Raw genomic sequence first — 21016 nt, forward strand, 5'->3', positions numbered from 1 at the left:
GCGCGTGGCACTGAACCCCTTCTGACCCTCTGGCTCCAACCTTTTCATTACAGCGTCTTGCACCACTCCATCCACGCATGGCGTGGATCTACCGTGTCGACCGAGGTCGACACCCAGAGCGGGATGCCGTTCCGGCAGGCCGCGGGAAACTGTCGAAGGCGGGGTGGGTCCGGTGGCAGGGGCGTGAGCGCCATGGGCCCGAGGCATGCCTCGGGCGGGTTGGGCAGGACGCCCAACCCCGGTCTTGCCGTGTGCGCAGGACAGCGCACACGAGCAAGCGGCGACCGAGCTACAGGGACGTACTTGCAGCGCCCCCTGCCACCGGCCCCACCCCGCCCTCCCGCAGGAAGCCTGCTGTTGCTGTTGCCTCTGCGGGTGCAGGGCGCAGCCCTGCCCAACCCTCTTCAGCATCCATGTCCGAATGTGGCGAGTATCTCCAGCCGCACACGCCTAGACTGGCGCCATGGATACCGCCCTCGCCCTCGACACCGCCGCCTGCGACCGTGCCCGCCTGGCCCGCGACGCGCGCTTCGACGGCGTGTTCTTCACCGCCGTGCGCAGTACCGGCATCTACTGCCGCCCGGTGTGCCCGGCACCGCCACCGAAGCCGCGCAACATCACCTACTACCCCACCGCCGCTGCGGCCGCAGCTGCCGGCTACCGCCCGTGCCTGCGCTGCCGTCCTGAACTGGCACCGCAGGCCCAGCAGGCATTGGCCGGGCAGACCGTGCAACGCGCACTCGCCCTGATCCATGGCGGCTTCCTTCAGGAGCAGCCCGTCGCGGACCTCGCGCAGAAGATCGGCCTGAGCGCGCGCCAGCTGCAGCGCCTGTTCGTTGAACACCTGGGCGCGACGCCGGCGCAGATCCACGCCACCCATCGCCTGCTGCTGGCCAAGCAACTGCTGACCGAGACCACGCTGCCGGTGACCGACGTTGCGCTGGCCGCCGGCTACAACAGCCTGCGCCGCTTCAACACCGCTTTCCTGCAGGGTTGCGGCATGGCACCGACGGCGCTGCGTCGCCAGCACCAGCCGCTGGCCGCCGATGACGGCGGCCTGGTGCTGCGCCTGGTGTATCGCCCGCCGCTGGACTTCCCGCGCATGCTGGCCTTCCTGCGCAAACGCAGCCTGCCTGGCATCGAACTGATCGGCGAAGACAGCTACCAGCGTGTGCTGGGCACGCCCGAACGCCCCACCCTGCTGCGGGTCACCGCCGACCCGAAGCGCCCGGAGTTGCGCCTGCAGCTGGGCGCGGTCGATCCGCGTCTGATTCCGGACATCGTGCGCCGCGTGCGCCGCGTATTCGATCTGGACGCGGACCTGCAGCAGGTGCACGCCGCGCTGAGCGAAGAACCCTTGCTGGCGCGCGGTATCGCCGAACGCCCCGGGCTGCGCGTACCCGGCGGCTGGGATGGCTTCGAGGTGGGCGTACGCGCCGTGCTCGGACAGCAGGTCAGCGTGGCCGCAGCCACCACCTTCGCGCGGCGCTTGGTCGACGCCTATGGCGCGCACCTGCCGGGCATGCCATCGGAATTCGATCGCCAGTTCCCGGCGCCCGAGGTGCTGGCCGAAGCGCCCCTGGAATCGATCGGCCTGCCGCGCAGCCGCGCCGCCACCGTGCGTGCGCTGGCGGCCGCCTGCGCCAGCGGCCAGCTCGACTTCGCGCCCGGGCAGGCATTGGAGGAATTCGTTGCGCGCTGCGTCGCGCTGCCCGGCATCGGCCCGTGGACGGCGCAGTACATCGCCCTGCGCGGGCTCGGCCAGCCCGATGCGTTCCCGGCCGGCGATCTTGTACTACAGCAGGTGCTCGGCCACGCGCAGGGCCAGCGCCTGAGCGAACGTGCAACCGAAGCGCGCTCGCAACCGTGGCGGCCGTGGCGCGCTTACGCGGTGCTGCACCTTTGGCACCTGTCCGGCACGTTCGTTGGAGAACCGACATGACCCTGTTGTTCGACCGTTTCGACAGCCCGATCGGCGTGTTGACCATCGCCGGTGACGAACGTGGCCTGTCACATGTGCTTTTCCCCGAGAACCGCCATCCGGCACGCGGGCGCGATGACTGGCACTACGCACCGGATGCGCTGCCAGAAGCGCGCGAGCAACTGCTGCAGTTCCTGCACGGCGAACGCAGCAGCTTCGACCTTGTGCTGGCACCACGCGGCACGCCGTTCCAGCTGCGTGTGTGGCAGGCGCTGGCGTTGATTCCGTTCGGCCAGACCTGGAGCTACCTGCAGCTGGCGCAGCACCTGGGCCAACCCAGCGCGACCCGTGCGGTCGGTGCAGCCAACGGGCGCAACCCGCTGCCGATCATCCTGCCCTGCCACCGCGTGATCGGCAGCAACGGCGCACTGACCGGTTTCGGCGGCGGCCTGGAAACCAAGGCGGCGCTGCTTCGGCTGGAACAACGCCAGGCCCCGCTGTTCGCCTGAGAGGGCTGGCCGGGCTGCGCTCGGCACCCGCAGAGGCAACGGCAAGGTCAAGAGCCAATACAGCTCCGATTTTCTACGCGTTGGGTGGGGCGGTATGGGTGGGCAGGAGACGCCGTAAACCCATCCATGGGGGCTCGATGGCGCCATCCATGGCGCCAACGGTCCTGCCAACCCACACCGCCCCACCTTCGACAGATTCCCGCGGCGGTGGGTAGGTGTCGACCTTGGTCGACGCGGTAGATCCACGCCATGCGTGGATGAAGCGTCTGTAAATTGTCTGGAGAAAAGCCCCCTTCTTGTTGAAGGGGGCGCGCCGACAGGCGCGGGGATAAGGAAAAATGCGCGGACACGGCGCGCAATAGTGCGCCGTGTCTTGGGCGCGTCATTACCTCGCACTATCATGCGCGGATGACTTCCGTACGCCTGACCTGCGCGCTGGCGCTGCTGCTGCCATTGGCCGCCTGCACCACCGCGCCCGCCCCTTCCGCCTCCGTTCCCACACCCGTCGCTGCGGCTGCGCCGCCCAAGCTGCTGCTGATCTCCATCGATGGCCTGCGTGCCGACGCGCTGGACCGCGGCCTGACCCCGAACCTGCAGCGACTGATCGACGGCGGCGTGCGTGCACGCTGGATGACGCCGTCCTATCCGTCGCTGACCTTCCCCAACCACTACACCATCGTCACCGGCCTGCGTCCGGACCACCACGGCATCGTCAACAACAGCATGGACGATGCAACCCTGGGCCGTTTCGAACTGAGCAACCGCGACGCGGTCACCACCAGCGGCTGGTGGGGTGGCGAACCGATCTGGGTCAGTACCGAGAACGCTGGCGTACGTTCGGCCACCACGGCGTGGCCGGGCAGTGAGTCTGAAATCCGCGGCGTGCGCCCCAGCAAGTGGCGCGTGTACGACGGCAAGCAACCGCTGGAACAGCGGGCCGGCATCGTGCTCCACTGGCTGGCGCAGACCGACGCCGATGCACCGCGCCTGACCACGCTGTACATGGAACACGTGGACAAGGCCGGCCACAACTACGGCCCCGAGTCGAAGCAGTATGCCGACGCCATCGTGCGCGCCGACCAGATCGTCGGCCAGGTGCTCGATGGGCTGCAGCAGCGCGGCCTGGCCGCGACCACCAACGTGATCGTGGTCTCTGACCATGGCATGGCCAGCGTGCCGGTCGGCCAGGTGATCTCCACCGAGTCGATGGCCGACCCGGCCATTGCACGCAATATCAGCCAGGGCCAGTCGGTGGGTTTTGCGCCGGTCGCCGGCCGCGAAGCGGAAGCCGAACGCGCCCTGCTCGGACGCCACGCGCACTACGAATGCTGGAAGAAGGAGAACCTGCCGGCACGCTGGCACTATGGCACGCATCCGCGGGTTCCGGCCATCGTCTGTGCCATGGATGAAGGCTGGGATGCCCTGCATCAGGAGAAAATCGCCAAACGCGACCATCAGGATCGCGGCTCGCATGGCTACGACAATGCCCTGCCCTCCATGCGTGCCGTGTTCGTGGCCAGCGGCCCGTCATTCCGACAGGGTTTGGTGATCGATGGCTTCGACAATGTCGACGTCTACCCGCTGCTGGCGCACCTGCTGCAGGTGCCGGCCGCGCCGAACGACGGAAATCCGGAAACGCTGAAGAAGACCCTGCGCTGATCCGATTGTAGAGCCGAGCCCACGCTCGGCTGCATTGCGCCGAGCATGGGCTCGGCTCTACAAAAACGTGCATAAAAAAAACGCGGCGCCAGGCGCCGCGTTTTTCTTTGGACCGGTCGGTCGGCCGGATCAGGCCTTGGCGACGGCCTTCTTCGCCACAGCCTTCTTCGCCGGAGCCTTGGCCACGGTCTTCTTGGCAACCGGGGCGGCGGCGCCTACGGCGACCTTGCTCGCGGTGTGCGAACGGGCGTTGCCGTAGCTGGCGTTGTAGCGCTTGCCCTTGGCGGTCTTGCGGTCACCCTTACCCATGTCTTCAACTCCTCAAGTGTGAAATCTGGTTACCCCGTACTGACACGGGTTCGGCGGGGCCGCCTTGCTGGGCGCCCCCGCGCACGATCGAAAATCCTATCACGGAGCGCCTAGTGCGCGCAGCTGGCGTCGTGCACGTGGCCGTGGTTGAGGCGAAGATTGACCAGGTGGGCCACCCCCACCAGCAGGCCGCCGACGGTCATCACCACCGCGTGCGGCACCGCATTGTGGTGCAACGGGTCGTACAGCACGCCGGCCCACAATGCGACCAGGCCGGGAATCAGGAAGCCCAGCGCACGCAGCGCACCGTGCCGGCGGTAGCCCCAGACCAGGCTGAACAGCCCCAGCAGGGTGACGAACACCACCAGCGCCTGTTCCACCCCATCGCTCAGCCAGAACGACAGCCCCAACGAAGGCGCTGCGGCCAGCAGTACCGGGATCACCGCGCAGTGCACCGCGCACAGCATCGAACCAGTAGCGCCGAAACGGTCGAGCAGGTGGCGCAGGCGTGAGGACAGGGACATGACTTCCAGCAGGGTCGGCGAATCGTTATGGAATAATATAACATCCCTCTCCGACCCGCACGGTTTCCCTCACCCTGTCCCATCGACGGGATTCGTGCGCCCCGTGATTGATACATTGTAACAAAGGACCCGTCCATGCCCGCCCACACCCCACGGCTCAAGCCGCATTCCCTGGCCCTGGCCCTCGCTGCCCTGCTGCCGTCCGTCGCCTTTGCAGCCGGCCAGGACACCTCCCATCGTGACCGCCACCTGACCGAGCTGTCGTCGGTGCAGGTCACCGCGTCGCCGCTGCAGGGTGATGCCGAATCGCTGGCACGCCCGGTGGAGGTTCTGGCCGGTGAACGCCTGGACGAGCAGAAGGCCGGCACCCTCGGCGATACCGTGGCCAAGCTGCCCGGCGTGCAGAGCACCTTCTTCGGTCCCGGCGTCGGCCGCCCGATCATCCGCGGCCAGGAAGGCCCACGCGTGGCCGTGCTGTCCAACGGCATGGGCAACATGGATGCCTCCACGGTCAGTGCCGACCATGCCACCAGCATCGAGCCGTTCCTGGCCGACCAGATCGAAGTGCTGAAGGGCCCCGCCACGCTGCTGTTCGGCAGCGGCGCCATTGGTGGCGCAGTCAACGTGGTCGACGGCCGCATCGCGCGCGATCTGCCGGAACGCCCGCTCAGCGGCCGCGCCGAGCTGCGCGGAAATTCGGTCAACGATGAACGCAGCGGCATGTTCCGCCTGGATGGCGTCAGCGGCAACGTGGTGCTGCATGTGGATGGCCTGGTACGCAATGGCGACGATTACCGCATCCCTGGCTATGCGGTGATCGACAGCCTGGAAGACCACCTCGACGACCATGACCCTGCGGGCGAGGAAGGCGAGGAACCGCGTCGCGGCCGCCTGGACAACAGTTCGATCCGCACGCGTGCCGGTGGCGTTGGCGCGACCTGGCTGGGCGACGCTGGCTACTTCGGCGTGTCTGCCAGCACCTACCGCACCAACTACGGCATTCCCAACGGCGCACACGTGCACGCCGATGGCGACGATCACGGCCATGACCACGGCCACGACCATGGCGACGAAGAGGAAGGCGGCGACGAGCATGACGTGCGCATCGACATGGTGCAGAACCGCTTCGAGACCAAGGCCGGCATCTATGACCCGGTCTCGTTCCTGAAGAACATCAACGCACGCGTGGCCTATACCGACTACGAGCACGTGGAGCTGGAGGCCGGCACGCCGTCGACCCGCTTCACCAACCGTGGCATCGAAGCGCGCCTGGAAGCGGTGCAGCAGCAGATCGGTGGCTGGGACGGCGCCTTCGGCCTGCAGTTCGGCAACAGTGATTTCGGCGCCAAGGGCGAAGAGGCGTTCGTTCCGGATACAGGCACGAAGAACATCGGCCTGTTCGTGCTGCAGGAAAAGCAGTTCGGACCGTTCAAGCTGGAACTGGGCGGCCGCCACGACCAGGTCAAGCTGGACCCGACCGGTGATTACCGGCGCCGCACGTTCGGCGCCACCAACCTGTCTGCCGCCGGCATCTGGAAGCTCAACGACGCCGTTGACCTGCGTATCGGCGTGGACAGCTCCGAGCGTGCACCCACCAACGAGGAGCTGTATGCCGCCGGCGCCCACATCGCCACCCGTTCGCTGGAGATCGGCGACGCCAACCTGAAGACCGAGCGCGGCCAGCGCGTGGAACTGGGTATCCACACCCACAGCGAGCGCCTGGACTTCTCCGCGTCGGTCTACCAGACCAGGTTCAAGGACTTCATCTACCTGGCCGACACCGGTATTACCGAAGGCCTGCCGGTCCGCGCCTGGACCCAGCAGGACGCGGTATTCCGCGGTGCCGAGGCCGAGGCCCTGGTGCACCTGTTCGAGGGCGGCGCCGGTGACTGGGACCTGCGCCTGTTCGGTGACTACGTGAAAGCCAAGCTGGATGGCAGCGGCAGCCGCAACCTCGACATTGCCGTTCCGCATGGCGACCACAACCATAACTACAGCGTGGAACTTGCCAACACCGGCTACCTGCCGCGCATCGCCCCGGCCCGCGTCGGTGCCGACCTGCGCTGGTCGAAGGACGGCTGGCGCGCCTCGGTCGGTGCGGTGCGTTACAGCCGCCAGAAGGACGTCGCGCAGAACGAGGAGCCGAGCAACGGCTACACCCTGGTCGACGCGCACCTGGCCTACCGCTGGGATCGCAACGCCAGTAACAGCTATGAGGTGTTCCTGGATGGCAGCAACCTGACCAACCGCGAAGTGCGCCCGCATACTTCGCTGCTGCGCGACTACTCGCCGCTGCCGGGCCGTGGTGTCGCGTTCGGCATCCGCGCGTTCTTCTGATCGGCCTGCGCCGTCGGAACATTACCTGAGGGGGCCGAAAGGCCCCCTTTTTTTGTCGTATATGGCATGAACTGGTGAAAGCGGCGCACTACCGACGCATCACCATCTGCTACGCGGCTAGACTCAGCCCGGTGTCAATCCAATAGACAAACTGAGCGGAAACATTTGCACGGCCCTGAGTCTCGATGCCGAACTGGAAGAACGCTTCCTTGCAATCGCCAAACGCGGGAGAACCGCTTGGCTGGCCGGCGACATTGCGGAGGCAGAGCATCGCTTCCTTGAAAGCCGGGACATGATTCCAGAGCCGAAATCTGCTTATGGCTACGGCCAGATTACCTCGTATGGAATAGCTGTCTTCTATCGCGATACCGCTCAGTTTGAGAAGGCCAGAGCGTGGGCGATGGTCGCCAGAGGCATTTATGGACAAGGAGAAGCCTCAAGCGAGTACATGGACGAGCTCCTTGCAACGATTGAGTTCGAGGCCGGAGACCTGGATGGGGCCTACACACTATTTGAACCGCAGTACCGGAAGTACGGCCGTCGTGTCTTTGAGGGCCATGAGAAGGGGTTCATTGATTTCATCAAGAGCAGGAAGAAGGCCAGATGAGCGGATCAGCCACCGGCTAGCCGCATCCGTTCCGGCGCCAAGCCTTTTCATCCACGCATGGCGTGGATCTACAACAACTCCAGCGGGGGGCCTTCGGGCCCCGCTTTCGTTCAGATTCTCACCATCACGTATCCGTCACAAAGATGTGCGTACGACAACAAGCGGACAATCCCGTCACTCAATGTCTCGCCAACCGGACAATAATGTCCGAAAATATACCCATGACCGCCCAACGTGCCGATGCCGCTGCCCGCCGCGCCCTCATCCTCGACGCCGCCGATCATGTGTTCGGCCAACACGGTGTCACCGCCCCGCTGGACCTGGTGGTTGAACGCGCCCAGGTGGGCCGCGCCACCCTGTACCGCAACTTCCCCGACCGCACCGCGCTGATCCAGGCGCTGCTGCAGCGTACGGTCGACCGCATCCGGCGCCAGGTCGAACAGCTCGGCGACCGCGACGACGCCCTGTTCGAGGTATTCGACGGCATGGCCCAGCGCATCATCGATTCGCCGGCGCTGGCCGATTACTGGCGTGCGGTCGATTCGGACGTGCCGTCCATGCGCGCTGCGCGCGAGACCGTGCGCGACCTGCTGGAGGAACCGATCGCGCGCGCCAAGGCCGCCGGACTGTGCCGTGCCGACCTGGAAAAGACGGATATTTCACTGATCTCGGGCATGCTGGGTGCGGCCCTGCGCGGCAAGACCCGCGACGAGCGCGCCCAGTTGGCCGGGCGCGCCCTGCAACTGTTGCGTGGCGGTCTCCAGGGAGCTGCCAGCGAGGCCCGTTGATGGTCCAGCCGTATCTGAAGCCGGTTCCGGATTGGGAGGAACATGAGAAGCCGACCATGCCCGGCTCGGCGTCGATGCCCTGGCACCCGCCGTACCGGCGTGCGGCCTATGCGCTGGTATCGTTGCTGGTAGCGATCACCGGCGGCCTCGGCAATGCGCTGGTCACCGCCAACCTGCCGTTCCTGCAGGGCCAGCTGGCGCTGACCCCGACCCAGGGCAGCTGGCTGGTAGCGGCCTATGCCATGGTCAACGTCACCGCCAACCTGCTGGCCTTCAAGTTCCGCCAGCAGTACGGCATCCGCCTGTTCGCCGAAATCGGGCTGGGGCTGTATGCGGCGCTGGCGGTGCTGCACCTGTTCGTCGGCAGCTTCGAGACCACGATGCTGACCCGTGCCGCCAGCGGCTTCGCCGGCGCGGCCTGTTCAACGCTGGGCACGCTGTACATGCTGCAGGCGCTGCCGCGGCGCTTCACCGGCAATCTGCTGGTGGTCGGCGTCGGCCTTTCCCAGCTGGCGGTGCCGATCGCTTGGATCGTCTCCCCGGGCCTGGTCGATACCGGCCAGTGGCACCAACTGTACTCGTTCGAGGCCGGCCTGGCCCTGTGCGCCTTCGCCGCAGTGGTAGTGCTGAAGCTGCCGCCGGGCATCCAGGTGAAGGCGTTCGAGCCACTGGACTTCCTCACGTTCGCGCTGCTCGCCCCGGCCGTCGCCCTGCTGGTGATCGTGCTGGCGCAGGGCTACACGCGCTGGTGGCTCAATACAGCGTGGCTGGGCTGGGCGCTGATCGCTTCGATCGTGCTGTCCACCACCGCCTTGATCATCGAGCACTACCGGCGTAACCCACTGCTGCAGATCCGCTGGCTGTCGACGCTGCCGGTGCTGCATTTCATCGTCGGCGCCTTCCTGATCCGCTTCCTGACCACCGAGCAATCCTACGGCGTGGTCAACCTGATGCGCACGCTGGGCATGGGACCGGACCAGATGCGGCCGCTGTTCGTGGTGATCCTGGCCGGGGTGATCACCGGAATCGCCGGTGCCTCGCTTACCTTCGGCCCGAAGCGGCTGATCGCCCAGCTGCTGATGGCGATCCTGCTGCTGGGCGCCGCCGCGTTCTTCGACCAGCACCGCACCAGCATGGATCGGCCGCACGACTTCTACGCCAGCCAGTTCCTGGCCTCGGTCGGTGCGGGCATGTTCATGGGGCCCCTGATCATGCTTGGCATCTCTGCTGCGCTGAAACAGGGCGTGGACCACATGATCACCTTCCTGGTGACGCTGTCGATCACGCAGACGCTGGGCGGCCTGGCCGGCTCGGCGGTGCTGGGCACCTTCCAGCTGCATCGCGAGCAACTGTATTCCAGCGCGCTGACCAGCCAGCTCGATCCGGCCGATCCGGTGGTAGCGCAACGCCTGCGTCTCCAGCAGCAGCCGTACAGCGCCCAGATCACCGACCCGGTCCTGCGCAGCGCACAGGGCAGCGCGCAGCTGGCACAGACCACGCGCCGAGAAGCCAACGTGCGTGGCTTCAATGATGTGTTCACCCTGAGCGGCTGGCTGGCGATCGGTTTCCTGTGCTGGTTGCTGCTGCTGTCGCTGCGTACCGCCGTACTGAAGCAATGGCGCAAGCGCCACCCGCCCGTTTCCACCGCGGCCACGCCGGCCGCATCCCGTTGAGTCCCCCCATGCCTCCCGTACCGCCCCGACCCGACGACGCCGACAACGTCACCCCGCCGCCGCCCACCGACGCGGCGCCCGCGTCCACGCCGGTAGAACCCGCGGTCGCGCCGAAGTACCTCAAGCCCAGCGCGCGCAGCGTGGCGGTGATGGTGATTGTCGCCCTGCTGGGCATTGCGCTGATCCTGCGTGCCTGGCACCTGTGGCCGTTCACCAGCAGCGTGATGGTGACCGACAACGCCTATGTGCGCGGCCAGATCACGGTGATGGCGCCGCAGGTGAACGGCTATGTGACCGAGGTGCTGGTGAAGGACTTCCAGCACGTGAAGGAAGGCGAGCCGCTGCTGCGCATCGATGACCGCATCTATGCGCAGCGTGTCGCCCAGGCGCAGGCAACGCTGGACAGCGCGCGTGCGGCGCTGGCCAACTCCGACCAGTCGCAGGCGCAGAACCGTGCGCAGATCGCCTCGGCGCGCGCCACGCTCTCGGCCGGCCAGGCCGAACTGCAGCGCTCGCGCAACGAGCTGAAGCGCTACGAGGAACTGGCCGCACAGCAACTCGTGTCGATCAATGACCGCGACAAGTTCCGCACCAGCCAGGCCTCGGCGCAGGCCAGCGTGCAGCAGTCGCAGGCGCAGATCCGCATCGCCGAGGAAACGCTGGTATCGACCCAGGTCGCGCGCAAAAGCCTGGAGGCCCAGGTGGAAAGCGCGCAGGCGCAGCTGGAGCTGGCCCGCATCGATCTGGCCAATACGGTGATCCACGCACCGCGCGACGGCCAGATCAGTGAAGCCAGCGTACGCGTGGGCCAGTACGTCGCGGCCGGCTCGCAGCTGCTGTTCCTGGTACCTGACACGCTGTGGGTGGTGGCCAACTACAAGGAAGGCCAGACCTGGGGGATGGCGATCGGCCAGCCGGCCACGTTCTCGGTGGACGCGTTCCAGGGGCAGGTGCTGAAGGGCCGTGTCGAAGAGATCGCGCCCGCCACCGGGTCGGAGTTCAGCGTGTTGCGCCCGGACAATGCCAGCGGCAACTTCACCAAGGTGGTGCAGCGGCTGCCGGTGCGGATCTCGATCGATCCGGGTCAGGCACTGGCGGCGCGGCTGCGGCCCGGCATGTCGGTGATCGTGCGGGTGGATACGGCAGGCAAACCGAAGGACTAGCCCTTGTCATGAAACGGGGTCAGATCCCTTTTGCCACTGGCAAAGGGATCTGACCCCACTCAGGATGCCGGCCAGCGGCCGGCACTACCATTGCATTACCCCGCGCAGCGCGCGCAGAGACCGTGCACTTCAAGGGTCTGTGCCTGCGGCTGGAAGCCCAGTTCCTTGGCGCGCTTTTCCAGCTGGCTGACGATTTCCCGGTCTTCCAGTTCCACCGCGCTGTGGCAGCTGTTGCAGATCAGGAACGGCACCGAATGCGCGGCGCTGCTGGGGTGGTGGCAGGCCACGAAGGCATTCACCGATTCCAGCTTGTGCACGAAACCATTGGCCATCAGGAAGTCGAGGGCGCGGTACACGGTGGGCGGGGCATCAGCACCCACACCCTTGCCGTTGCGCACCCATTCCAGCAACTCATAGGCCTTGACCGGCTTGCCGGCCTCGGCGATCAGCTTCAGTACATTGGCGCGGATCGGGGTAAGGCGCAGCCCGCGTTCGCGCGAGACACGCTCGACCACCGCCACGAAATCCGATGCGTCGTGGACGTGGTGGTGCGGGGCGGTACAAGCAGTGGCGGTCTTGGCGGACATGCGCGTTCTCCGGTTCGGGCCTGGCAAGGATGCCTCAGGCCGTTGCTACCTTGGTGATGGCCACATCGATGCGTTTCAAGGCCTGCTCGCGGCCAGCCAGGTACACGGTATGGGAAATGTCAGGACTGACCTGAGTACCGGTGATGGCCACGCGCAACGGCTGGGCCACCTTGCCCATGCCGATCTCCAGCGCTGCGGCCGCGTCATGCAGGGCCAGGCCCACCGATTCGGCGGTCCATTCCGGCAACGCCGCCAGCAGCTCGCGGGCCTTGCCCAGCGCCACCTCGGCACCGGCCTTGAAGTGCTTGGCCACCGCCGCGTCATCGTACTCGGTCAGCGGCTGGTACCAGACCACGGCTTTCTCGGCCATCTCCTTCAGGGTCTGCACGCGTTCACGCAGGGCGATCACCACGTCCTCCGGTGCCGGTCCGGCAGCCACGTCCAGCCCCAGCTTCTGCAGCTGGTAGACCAGGTGCGGCACGATCGCGGCCACATCCTCGGTCTTCAGGAAGTGCTGGTTGACCCAGCCCAGCTTGGCCATGTCCAGTCGCGAGGCCTTGGAGTTGCAGTCCTTCACGTCGAACAGCTCGATCAGCTCCTGGCGGCTGAACAGCTCCTGGTCACCGTGCGACCAGCCGAGACGGGCCAGGTAGCTCAGCAGCGCATCGGGCAGGTAGCCGGCGTCCTTGTACTGCATCACGTCGGCCGCGCCGGTGCGCTTGGACAACTTGGCGCCCTGCTCGTCCAGGATCATCGGCATGTGGCCGAACTTCGGCACCGGCGCACCAATGCCTTCGTACAGGTTGATCTGGCGCGGGGTGTTGTTGATGTGGTCGTCGCCGCGGATGACCTCGGTGATGCCCATGTCCCAGTCGTCCACCACCACCGCGAAGTTGTAGGTGGGGTAGCCGTCCGGGCGGAAGATCACCATGTCATCCAGCTCGCTGTTGGCGATCTCGATGCGGCCCTTGATCAGGTCGTCGAACACCACCGTGCCTTCCAGCGGATTCTTGAAGCGGATGACGCGGTTCGGGTCGTCCCTGTAGGGCAGGCCCAGATCGCGCGCAGCGCCGTTGTAGCGCGGCTTCTCCTGCCTGGCCATGGCAGCCTCGCGCATCGCGTCCAGCTCTTCGCGGGTCTCGTAGGCGTAGTACGCCTTGCCCTCGGCGATCAGCTGCTCGGCCACTTCCTGGTAACGGGCAACGCGGTCGGTCTGGTAGATCGGGCCTTCGTCATAGTCCAGGCCCAGCCACTCCATCGCCTCCAGGATGGCGTCGATCGCACCCTGGGTGCTGCGTTCACGGTCGGTGTCCTCGATGCGCAGCACGAACTCGCCGCCACGGTGGCGGGCCTCCAGCCAGCAGTACAGCGCGGTGCGGGCACCACCGATGTGGAGGTAGCCGGTGGGACTGGGGGCGAAGCGGGTGCGGCAGGTCATGGACGGCTCGAGGAACGGGAATCCCCCGATTTTACCAGCCCACCGCCCCCGACGGAAAAAGGGGACGGAGGGGATTAAGTCGTGATTGCCCAGCCCGTGGGCACTGCAACCGGGAAACGGAGGGGAGATGCGACTTAATCCCCTCCGTCCCCTTTTACGGTTCCACCTTGCGCGGGAACGGCTGCTCGCGCATCGCGGCGTTGTAGGCGAACGAGGCGACGATGGCAGCGGCCTGCTTCAGGTCTTCCGGTTCGGCGTGGTCCCAGGTGTCCAGGTGGCTGTGGTGGACATTGGTGAAGTAGTCCAGCCGGTCCTGGATGAACTGGAAGCCCGGCAGGCCGATGCGGTCGAAGCTGATGTGGTCGGTGCTGCCAGTGTTGCGGGTGGCCACGGTGGTTGCGCCCACGTCATGGAACGGCGCCAGCCAGGCTTCGAAGATGGGCATGGCCGCCAGGTTTTCCTGAGCGTAGATGCCACGGAAGCGGCCCGAGCCGTTGTCCATGTTGAAGTAGACCTGGAACTTGCCGTAGTCGCGGGTCTTCTGCAGTGCGCCGGTCGGCTCGCGCAGCGACGCCGGCAGCGCCTTCTGCGCCGGGTCGGTCGGCTCCGGGAACTTGCCGAAGTGCTTGGCCACATAGGCCTGCGAGCCGATCAGGCCCTGCTCCTCGCCGCTCCACAGCGCCACGCGGATGGTGCGCCTGGGCTTGGCGCCGGTGGCCTTGAGGATGCGCATCGCCTCCATCATCACCGCCACGCCGGCGGCGTTGTCGGCCGCACCGGTGCCGCTGTGCCAGGAATCCAGGTGCGCGCCGATCATCACCACTTCATCGGGCTTGCTGCTGCCACGGATCTCGGCCAGCGTGTTGTAGCCGGGCTGGTCGGCCTCGTCGGTGAAGCGTGCGGCCACATCCACGCGCAGGCGCACGGTCTGCTTGGCCTCCAGCGCGCGTACCAGCGGATTGAAGTGCTCGCTGATCATCGCCAGCTCGGGAATGCCCACCGACTCACCGGCCTTGCGCGAACCACCACCGGCAACGCGGATGATGCCGTTGTCCCAGCTGCTGATGCCGATCGAGGCCAGCGCGCCCTCTTCCACGAAGAAGGCATTGACCTTGGCCGCCAGCTGCTGGCGTTCCTGGTATTCCTTGACCCGCTTGGCGCGCTCGGCGGTGGCGTCCTTGTCCTTGGGCAGGGTGAACTCCTGCAGGCCCTCCAGCGAGGTGGCGTCGTGGCGGTGCGAATCGGGCTCGGTGCCCCGCTTGTATTCGCGTGCCTCGCCCAGCAGGAGGATCTTGCCACGCAGCTTGCCGCGGTACTTCTCTATGTCTTCGGGCTTCTTGATGTCGACCTGCACCAGCTCGCCTTCGACCGGGCCCTTCGTACCGGGGGTCCAGGCCTTGGGCAGCGCATGCAGCGGCTGCACGCGGTCACCCAGCATTTCCACGCTCGCCGAGGTGAATTCCCAGCCACGGCCGAAATCATCGAAGGCCTCGTCGTGGACGTTGTCCAGCTTCCATTCGTTGAACTTGCCGCGGGTCCACGCATTGGCGCGGCCCATCGCCGGCGAGTTGGTCAACCGCGGTCCAATTCGTTCGGTGAGGTAACTGAAGGTGTCCATCACCTGCGACCGGTGGAAGGCCTCCTGGCGGATGCGGCTGACCATGTCCAGGTCCACCGTCTCGCGCTGCTGCGCCCCTGCATTGCCACCCATCACCAGCGCTGCGGCCAGCACGCCCCACTTCAACACATCGCACCCCTGCCCTTCGGCTCGATCTTCAACCCATCGAGTCTAGCCAGCAGGGGCGCGCCGATACCGTCCCATCGGTCATGGACAGCAGTAGATCCACGCCATGCGTGGATGAACAACCCGGTCACCCCCTCCACCCCAACCACAACTGCGCCCGCTCCGGCAGCAACAACAACCAGTGCCGCCGGTCGACGCTGCAGCAGCCGTACACCGCCGCATGCGCGGGCCAGTCATCGGGCAGGCCGTCGATGCCGATTTCGGCCAGCGCTTCCGCCCCGGCCTTCCATGGCCGGTAGCGCGGCACCCGTCCGGCCACTGCGCCACGTCCCTGCCGCGCACCCTGCAACCAGCCCAGGCCCTTGCCCCGCAGTCCTTGGCAGGTCGCCGCCGCCAGCTGGAAGCGGACCAGGCCGGGGGCGATCCGTGCCCCCGGCAGGGCCGCCAGCACGCCATGTGCCTGCAGCAGTGCATCCACTTCCAACAGGGCCGGAATACCCTGCCGTGCCCGTTGCCGCAATCCCTGGCGCCAACTCATGGCCTGCTCCTTACTTCAGGTCCGCGCCGAGCGCGTACCAGTCCACCCGACGGGTCACCCACATCGCCAGCGCCAGGATCACGAACAGCAGCAGCGAACCCATCAGCAGCGCATTGTTCTCCGACACCAGCAGGCCATACAGCGCGCCGTACAGCACGGTCAGCAGCGCCGCGAAGCCGAAGCCGCGCTTCCAGTGGCCCAGCACATTGGCCAGGTACACCGCCTGCAGGCCGATGCAGGCCACCGCCGAAACCAGGTAGGCCTTCCAGAACGCGATGTGCTCGGACAGGCTGATCAGCAGCAGGAAGAAGATCGCCAGCGCCAGGCCGACCATCAGGTACTGCAGCGGGTGGATGCGCAGCGACTTGATCAGCTCGAACAGGATGAAGCCGAGGAAGGTCAGCAGCACGAACAGCACGCCGTACTTCGAGGCACGGTCGGCCTGGGTGTAGGTATCGACCGGATCGACCAGCGACACCGTCACCGCCTGCGAGTCCACCGAACCGTCATTGCGCAGCTGCCGCTGTGCGTCGGAGGCCAGCGAGGACACCGCCCAGCGCGCATCGAATCCCTGCGCATCAACGCGGCGCTCGTTGGGCAGGAAAGCTCCGCTGAACGACGGATGCGGCCAGCTCGAACGCAGCGCGATGTGGGTGTCATCGCCCACCGGCACCACCGACAGCATGCGACTGCCATCCAGGCGCAGCTCCAGTTCAACGGTGCTGGCGGCCAGCGTGCCGCCCTGATCCGCATCGAAACCGGCCACCGGTGCATGCAGGCCCCGCCCGATCTCGCTGGCCGCACCAACACCCGGCAGCAAACGCAGCTGCTTGCCATCCACGCGCAGGTTCGGCGTGCCGACCAGGCCACGGACATCGGAAACCCCCACCGCCACATACGGCTGGCCGTAACTGCGGCCCGCCTTCACCGGGTAATCGTCTGCGGCGAAGGTCGCCTTCATCTGGCCGTTCCAGCTGTACACCGGCACCTTGAACAGCCCCACCTCACGCTGGCTCGGCAGCATTTCGCCGCCCACCTCCAGCGACGCCGGCATCTGCAGCCAGTGCCCCTCGGTGACCTGCACTTCGGTCTTCTTGACGCCCAGCGGGTTGACCAGTTCAACCTGCTTGCGTTCCACCCATGGCACCACCCGCACCGGGCCCACCAGCTGCTGTGCGCCGGCGCGGCTGTCGGCCACCCGCGAGAAAGCCTCGTCGCGGTACGCACTGCGTTCGTTGATGACACTGCGGATCATCGTCAGCGGAACCAGCAGCAGCAGGATCAGGCCGCCGACAATGGCGAAGCGCAGCAGCATCTTCAGGGATTTCATGGTCCATCCTCGTTGGAGAGGACTGCAGGATGGACCGCCACGGTGAGCGGGGTTTGTGGCGAATTTGAAGCGAATGTGAAGTCAGCGGCGGGAGCGCTGGCCCGGCACTGACAACGGCAGCCACAGGCTGGCGACGGTGCCACCGCCGTCGCGCGCGTCGAGGCTGGCGCGACCATCGTGCAGGCGCGCGACCTCCTGCACGAACGGCAGGCCCAGGCCGGAACTGCGCCGGCCGCTGCCGGGGCGGGCCAGCGAATAGAAGCGTTCGAACACCCGTTCGCGCGCGTAGTCGGGAATGCCGGCACCGCGATCCGCTACCTGCAGGCGTACGCCCTGCCCGTCCACCTCGGCCTGCAGCGCGATGTCCGCGCCGGGCGGTGAGAAGGCAATGGCGTTGTCGATCAGGTTGTGCAACGCCTGCCGCAGCAGATAGGCATCACCCTGCACGCGCATGTCGGGTACGCTGCCGATGCGCACCTGCACGCCGGCCGCCTGCGCACGCACCTGCGCGGCCGCCGCCGCATCGGCCAGCAGGGTTGGCAGCGCGATCGGATCGCGGGTCTGCAGCCAGCCGTGCTGTTCCACTTCAGCCAGTGCCAGCAGCTTGTCGATGGTCTCGGTCAGCCGCTCCTGCTGATCGACGATGCTGCGTGCAAAATGCACGCGGTCGGCCTCCGGCAGTGGCTCCTGCAGCAGCTCGGCGGCACCGCGGATCGCCGCCAGCGGACTCTTCATTTCATGCGTCAGCGACTGCACGTACTGCTCGACGTAGGCCTTGCCCTCCAGCTGGCGGCGCATCGTTTCCAGTGCCTGGCCCAGGTCGCCGATCTCGTCGCGGCGCCGCCGCGGGGGTGGCACCGGTTCGCCGGCGCTGACCGCACGCGCGTAGCGGCTGAGCTGGCCAAGGCCCGTGGTGAGCCACATCGTCACCAGCACGCCGACCAGCGCCGACAATCCGATCAGCCAGGCGCCGCGCTCGATGATGGCGCGTTGGCTTGCAGCGATGAACGGATCGATGCTGCGGTTGGGCTGGGCCAGGCTGAGCACGCCGATCAGCGTGCGCCCATCGTCCGGGTCGTATACCGGCGCCGCCACATGCATCACCGTATTGCCTTCCTCGCCCGGCGTTTCCGGGCTGGAGCGGGCACCGTACTCGCCACGCAGGGTGCGATAGACATCATTCCAGCGCGAGTTGTCGCGCCCCAGGTCGCGGCCCAGCGAGTCGTAGATGACGATGCCCTTGGCATCGGTGATGGTCACCCGGTAGTCCAGTGAGCGCTTGGGAAAGCGCCAGACCATCGCTTTCAGGTCACGCTGCCGCGCCTTGGCGAGGTTGCGGGTGAAGCTGCCGCTGCCGATGGTGCCGGCCTTGACGTCGGCGGCGGCCATCTCGGCCAGCACGTTGGCCGCATCGACCAGGGTCGATTCCATCGCCTGGCGCACGCCGGGCTTCACTTCGTTGACGAACACGCGCATCACGAAGAACGCGGCGATGCCGGTTATCAGGAAGAAGCCGAGGAACAGCTTCAATACCAGGCGCATCGGCTAGACCTCCAGCGCGTAGCCAAGGCCACGGTGGGTGCGGATGGGGTCTTCGCTGGCACCGGCCGCGCGCAGCTTGGCGCGCAGCGTCTTTACATGCGTATCAACGGTGCGGTCGGCGCTGTCGGCACTGCTGTCCCAGCCACGGTCCATCAGCTGGGCACGGCTGAGGATGGCGCCCGGGCGCTGCAGCAGCGCTTCCAGCAGCGCGTACTCGTAGCGGGTCAGGTCCAGTGCCTGGCCGCGGAAGCGGATACGCCGACCTTCGCGGTCGATGGCAAAGGCGCCATGTTCCTGCCAGCCCGCATCGGCGCTGGGTCCTGCGTTGACCGGTGCCACGCGGCGCAGGCGCGCACGCACCCGCGCCACCAGCTCTCGCGGCGAGAACGGCTTGGTCATGTAATCGTCGGCGCCCAGTTCCAGGCCCAGCACGCGGTCCACTTCATCGTTGCGGGCGGTCAGGAAGATCACCGGCAGCTGGGCCGCCGGCCCGGGCTGCGCGCGCAGCCGCCGGCACACTTCGAAACCGCCCAGGTCGGGCAGGCCCACGTCCAGCACCACCACGTCGATATCGCCGGCCTGCAGCCGTTGCAGGGCCTCGCCGCCGAGCAGGCAGTGGCTGGCGGCATAGCCTTCGCTGCGCAGCGCATAGAGCACGGTTTCGGCGATGGCGGCTTCGTCCTCGACCACCAGGACATGGGCAACGGGAGCTGTCATGGCGCGCAGCATAGCCGCTGCGGCCGCCGCCCCGTACACTGCCGCCCATGAACTACCGCCACGCCTTCCATGCCGGCAACCACGCCGATGTGCTCAAGCACATCGTGCAGCTGGCCCTGATCGACAGCTTCAAGCGCAAGGACAGCCCGTTCTTCGTGCTCGATACCCACGGCGGTGCCGGCCGCTACCTGCTGGCCAGCGAAGAGAGCCGCAAGACGCTGGAGGCCGAGTCCGGAATCATGCGGCTGATGGCCCAGCCCAAGCTGCCCGAGGTGGTCGAGCGCTACCTGAAGGCGGTGCAGGCCGACAATCCGGTGGGCGCGCTGACCAACTACCCGGGCTCGCCGCTGTTGAGCGCACAGGCCATGCGCGCGCAGGACCGCATGGCGGTCTGTGAACTGCAGGAGGCCGAAACGGCCACGCTGAAGGCCCTGTTCGCCCATGACAGCCGCGTCGACGTGCGCGCCGGCGATGGCTATGCCCTGCTGCGCTCGCTGCTGCCGCCGAAGTTCAACGGCAGCAAGATCGGCCGTGGCCTGGTCCTGATCGACCCGCCGTACGAGGCCCAGGACGCGGAATACCAGAACGTCCTGGCCGCCCTGGCCGAGACCCTGGCACGCTGGCCGCAGGCCACCTGTGCGGTCTGGTTCCCGATCAAGCAGCGGCGCACCATCCTGCACTTCCTGCGCAAGGCCACTGCCCTGCCGGTCAAGTCGGCGATGACGATCGAGTTCCTGGTGCGCCCTGACGACTCGCCGCTGCGGCTCAACGGCAGCGGCATGCTGCTGCTCAACCCGCCCTGGCAGTTCGACCGGGTGGTCGGCCCGGCCCTGCCGGCGCTGCGCCAGCACCTGGGCGAACCCGGTGCCAGCACCCGCCTGGATTGGCTCAAAGCCCCCGAATAACGGCCTTCACGAGGCTGTACCGCCGTGAGCCTTCCGTTCACGGAATGCAGCCCCGGTGATGCCACAATCGATGGACCACCAAGGAATCACCCGGTATGGCCACTCGCAACCGCATGCCGCCCTGGCATGAGATCTTCAAGGCTCCCAGCGGCCACGAGCTGCTGATCCGCCCCATCCGCCCGGAAGATGGCGCACCGCTGCAAGCGGCATTCAGCCTGTTCGGGCCGGAAGAAATCCGTGATCGTTTCCTGCAGGCGGTGACCGAACTGTCGCCGGAGACTACCCAGCGCCTGACCCACCCGAACCCCAAGACCGAGATCACCCTGGTCGCAGCCGAGTCCCTGCCCGCTGGCGAAGCGGTGGTCGGCGCGGTTGCCCGGGCCTCGATCATCCCCGGCACCCGTGAAGCCGAGTACGCGATCCTGATCAGCCGCTTCCTGATCGGCCAGGGCCTGGGCCGGCAGCTGATGCGCAAGCTGGTGAAGTGGGGCCGCGGCAAGTACCTGGACCGCCTGTACGGCGACGTTGCCGCCGAGAACGAGCCGATGAAGCAGCTGGCCGCCTCGCTGGGCTTCAAGCCGGTGCCGCATCCGAACGGTGCCGAAGGCCTGGTGCGGATGGTGCTGGAGTTGGACAACTGAAGGTAGCGCCGGGCCATGCCCGGCGACGTTGATTCAACCGCCGCGCTCGCCGGGCTTGGCCCGGCGCTACACCCGCTCACGTCA

General features: G+C 66.9%; 19 protein-coding genes. 10 read left to right on the top strand and 9 right to left on the bottom strand.

All coding sequences use genetic code 11. From position 1 onward, the window contains the following. Nucleotides 1-463 precede the first annotated feature (463 nt). The 3 genes from ROV95_RS15995 to ROV95_RS16005 all read left to right on the top strand — a co-directional run bounded on the left by ROV95_RS15995 (nt 464) and on the right by ROV95_RS16005 (nt 4089). A complete protein-coding gene (locus tag ROV95_RS15995; RefSeq protein WP_019659161.1) occupies nt 464-1942 on the top strand; it encodes a DNA-3-methyladenine glycosylase 2 in 1479 nt (492 codons plus the stop codon). Then, nucleotides 1939-2430: a methylated-DNA--[protein]-cysteine S-methyltransferase gene (locus ROV95_RS16000; RefSeq protein ID WP_021202265.1), complete on the top strand. Its 492-nt coding sequence runs from the start codon at nt 1939-1941 to the stop codon at nt 2428-2430. The genes ROV95_RS15995 and ROV95_RS16000 overlap by 4 nt, the downstream gene beginning before the upstream one ends. A 408-nt stretch (nt 2431-2838) precedes the next feature. Next, nucleotides 2839-4089, top strand: a complete 1251-nt coding sequence (locus ROV95_RS16005) for an ectonucleotide pyrophosphatase/phosphodiesterase (RefSeq protein WP_312545281.1) — start codon at nt 2839-2841, stop codon at nt 4087-4089. 129 nt (nt 4090-4218) lie between these two features. Here ROV95_RS16005 and ROV95_RS16010 read toward each other — a convergent pair whose 3' ends face one another. Beyond that, nucleotides 4219-4398, bottom strand: a complete 180-nt coding sequence (locus tag ROV95_RS16010) for a 30S ribosomal protein THX (RefSeq protein ID WP_004150462.1) — start codon at nt 4396-4398, stop codon at nt 4219-4221. Nucleotides 4399-4508: 110 nt separating this feature from the next. Then, on the bottom strand, nt 4509-4922 hold the full coding sequence (locus tag ROV95_RS16015) for a MerC domain-containing protein (RefSeq protein ID WP_019338435.1): 414 nt from the start codon (nt 4920-4922) through the stop codon (nt 4509-4511). Nucleotides 4923-5057: 135 nt separating this feature from the next. Between ROV95_RS16015 and ROV95_RS16020 the strand changes: the two genes are divergently transcribed. The 5 genes from ROV95_RS16020 to ROV95_RS16040 all read left to right on the top strand — a co-directional run bounded on the left by ROV95_RS16020 (nt 5058) and on the right by ROV95_RS16040 (nt 11490). Further along, complete coding sequence (locus ROV95_RS16020; protein WP_312545283.1) at nt 5058-7259, top strand: TonB-dependent receptor; 2202 nt, start codon at nt 5058-5060, stop codon at nt 7257-7259. 292 nt (nt 7260-7551) lie between these two features. Further along, entirely contained in the window at nt 7552-7866 is a 315-nt protein-coding gene (locus ROV95_RS16025) for a hypothetical protein (RefSeq protein WP_312545285.1), read from the top strand. 221 nt (nt 7867-8087) lie between these two features. Continuing rightward, nucleotides 8088-8654: a TetR/AcrR family transcriptional regulator gene (locus tag ROV95_RS16030; RefSeq protein ID WP_312545286.1), complete on the top strand. Its 567-nt coding sequence runs from the start codon at nt 8088-8090 to the stop codon at nt 8652-8654. After that, a complete protein-coding gene (locus ROV95_RS16035; RefSeq protein WP_312545288.1) occupies nt 8654-10327 on the top strand; it encodes an MFS transporter in 1674 nt (557 codons plus the stop codon). The genes ROV95_RS16030 and ROV95_RS16035 overlap by 1 nt, the downstream gene beginning before the upstream one ends. A gap of 8 nt (nt 10328-10335) precedes the next feature. Further along, nucleotides 10336-11490, top strand: coding sequence for an HlyD family secretion protein (locus ROV95_RS16040; RefSeq protein ID WP_021202514.1), 1155 nt, complete (start codon nt 10336-10338; stop codon nt 11488-11490). 95 nt (nt 11491-11585) lie between these two features. Here ROV95_RS16040 and ROV95_RS16045 read toward each other — a convergent pair whose 3' ends face one another. The 7 genes from ROV95_RS16045 to creB form a co-directional block, all read right to left on the bottom strand. After that, nucleotides 11586-12077 carry a Fur family transcriptional regulator gene (locus ROV95_RS16045; protein WP_021202513.1) on the bottom strand — a complete coding sequence of 164 codons (492 nt, stop codon included), beginning with the start codon at nt 12075-12077 and terminating at the stop codon, nt 11586-11588. A gap of 34 nt (nt 12078-12111) precedes the next feature. Next, nucleotides 12112-13515 (bottom strand): glutamate--tRNA ligase, encoded by a 1404-nt coding sequence (gltX, locus tag ROV95_RS16050; protein WP_134732486.1) that lies wholly within the window; start codon nt 13513-13515, stop codon nt 12112-12114. Nucleotides 13516-13669: 154 nt separating this feature from the next. Continuing rightward, nucleotides 13670-15262: a M28 family metallopeptidase gene (locus ROV95_RS16055; RefSeq protein ID WP_155029183.1), complete on the bottom strand. Its 1593-nt coding sequence runs from the start codon at nt 15260-15262 to the stop codon at nt 13670-13672. Between the two features lie 124 nt (nt 15263-15386). Continuing rightward, nucleotides 15387-15797, bottom strand: coding sequence for a hypothetical protein (locus ROV95_RS16060; RefSeq protein WP_019659172.1), 411 nt, complete (start codon nt 15795-15797; stop codon nt 15387-15389). 10 nt (nt 15798-15807) lie between these two features. Continuing rightward, complete coding sequence (gene creD / locus ROV95_RS16065; RefSeq protein WP_312545290.1) at nt 15808-17127, bottom strand: cell envelope integrity protein CreD; 1320 nt, start codon at nt 17125-17127, stop codon at nt 15808-15810. A gap of 81 nt (nt 17128-17208) precedes the next feature. Continuing rightward, complete coding sequence (gene creC, locus ROV95_RS16070; RefSeq protein ID WP_312545291.1) at nt 17209-18669, bottom strand: two-component system sensor histidine kinase CreC; 1461 nt, start codon at nt 18667-18669, stop codon at nt 17209-17211. Nucleotides 18670-18672: 3 nt separating this feature from the next. Further along, the gene (gene creB / locus ROV95_RS16075; RefSeq protein WP_312545293.1) at nt 18673-19398 is read right to left on the bottom strand and encodes a two-component system response regulator CreB; all 726 of its coding nucleotides are present in this window, start codon (nt 19396-19398) and stop codon (nt 18673-18675) included. 35 nt (nt 19399-19433) lie between these two features. Between creB and rlmJ the strand changes: the two genes are divergently transcribed. Further along, nucleotides 19434-20291, top strand: a complete 858-nt coding sequence (gene rlmJ, locus ROV95_RS16080; RefSeq protein ID WP_021202507.1) for a 23S rRNA (adenine(2030)-N(6))-methyltransferase RlmJ — start codon at nt 19434-19436, stop codon at nt 20289-20291. Nucleotides 20292-20386: 95 nt separating this feature from the next. Next, on the top strand, nt 20387-20932 hold the full coding sequence (locus tag ROV95_RS16085) for a GNAT family N-acetyltransferase (protein WP_019659177.1): 546 nt from the start codon (nt 20387-20389) through the stop codon (nt 20930-20932). The last annotated feature ends 84 nt before the right edge of the window (nt 20933-21016 follow it).

Origin of the sequence: Stenotrophomonas maltophilia group sp. msm1 (assembly GCF_032025805.1) — a bacterium.
Taxonomy (GTDB): Bacteria; Pseudomonadota; Gammaproteobacteria; order Xanthomonadales; family Xanthomonadaceae; genus Stenotrophomonas; species Stenotrophomonas hibiscicola.

What these genes read in the sequence shown, in the direction of transcription:
- ROV95_RS15995 (WP_019659161.1), top strand. Translation starts at nt 464, where the DNA reads ATGGATACCGCCCTCGCCCTCGACACCGCCGCCTGCGACCGTGCCCGC.
- ROV95_RS16000 (WP_021202265.1), top strand. Translation starts at nt 1,939, where the DNA reads ATGACCCTGTTGTTCGACCGTTTCGACAGCCCGATCGGCGTGTTGACC.
- ROV95_RS16005 (WP_312545281.1), top strand. Translation starts at nt 2,839, where the DNA reads ATGACTTCCGTACGCCTGACCTGCGCGCTGGCGCTGCTGCTGCCATTG.
- ROV95_RS16010 (WP_004150462.1), bottom strand. Translation starts at nt 4,398, where the DNA reads ATGGGTAAGGGTGACCGCAAGACCGCCAAGGGCAAGCGCTACAACGCC.
- ROV95_RS16015 (WP_019338435.1), bottom strand. Translation starts at nt 4,922, where the DNA reads ATGTCCCTGTCCTCACGCCTGCGCCACCTGCTCGACCGTTTCGGCGCT.
- ROV95_RS16020 (WP_312545283.1), top strand. Translation starts at nt 5,058, where the DNA reads ATGCCCGCCCACACCCCACGGCTCAAGCCGCATTCCCTGGCCCTGGCC.
- ROV95_RS16025 (WP_312545285.1), top strand. Translation starts at nt 7,552, where the DNA reads ATGATTCCAGAGCCGAAATCTGCTTATGGCTACGGCCAGATTACCTCG.
- ROV95_RS16030 (WP_312545286.1), top strand. Translation starts at nt 8,088, where the DNA reads ATGACCGCCCAACGTGCCGATGCCGCTGCCCGCCGCGCCCTCATCCTC.
- ROV95_RS16035 (WP_312545288.1), top strand. Translation starts at nt 8,654, where the DNA reads ATGGTCCAGCCGTATCTGAAGCCGGTTCCGGATTGGGAGGAACATGAG.
- ROV95_RS16040 (WP_021202514.1), top strand. Translation starts at nt 10,336, where the DNA reads ATGCCTCCCGTACCGCCCCGACCCGACGACGCCGACAACGTCACCCCG.
- ROV95_RS16045 (WP_021202513.1), bottom strand. Translation starts at nt 12,077, where the DNA reads ATGTCCGCCAAGACCGCCACTGCTTGTACCGCCCCGCACCACCACGTC.
- gltX (WP_134732486.1), bottom strand. Translation starts at nt 13,515, where the DNA reads ATGACCTGCCGCACCCGCTTCGCCCCCAGTCCCACCGGCTACCTCCAC.
- ROV95_RS16060 (WP_019659172.1), bottom strand. Translation starts at nt 15,797, where the DNA reads ATGAGTTGGCGCCAGGGATTGCGGCAACGGGCACGGCAGGGTATTCCG.
- creD (WP_312545290.1), bottom strand. Translation starts at nt 17,127, where the DNA reads ATGAAATCCCTGAAGATGCTGCTGCGCTTCGCCATTGTCGGCGGCCTG.
- creC (WP_312545291.1), bottom strand. Translation starts at nt 18,669, where the DNA reads ATGCGCCTGGTATTGAAGCTGTTCCTCGGCTTCTTCCTGATAACCGGC.
- creB (WP_312545293.1), bottom strand. Translation starts at nt 19,398, where the DNA reads ATGCTGCGCGCCATGACAGCTCCCGTTGCCCATGTCCTGGTGGTCGAG.
- rlmJ (WP_021202507.1), top strand. Translation starts at nt 19,434, where the DNA reads ATGAACTACCGCCACGCCTTCCATGCCGGCAACCACGCCGATGTGCTC.
- ROV95_RS16085 (WP_019659177.1), top strand. Translation starts at nt 20,387, where the DNA reads ATGGCCACTCGCAACCGCATGCCGCCCTGGCATGAGATCTTCAAGGCT.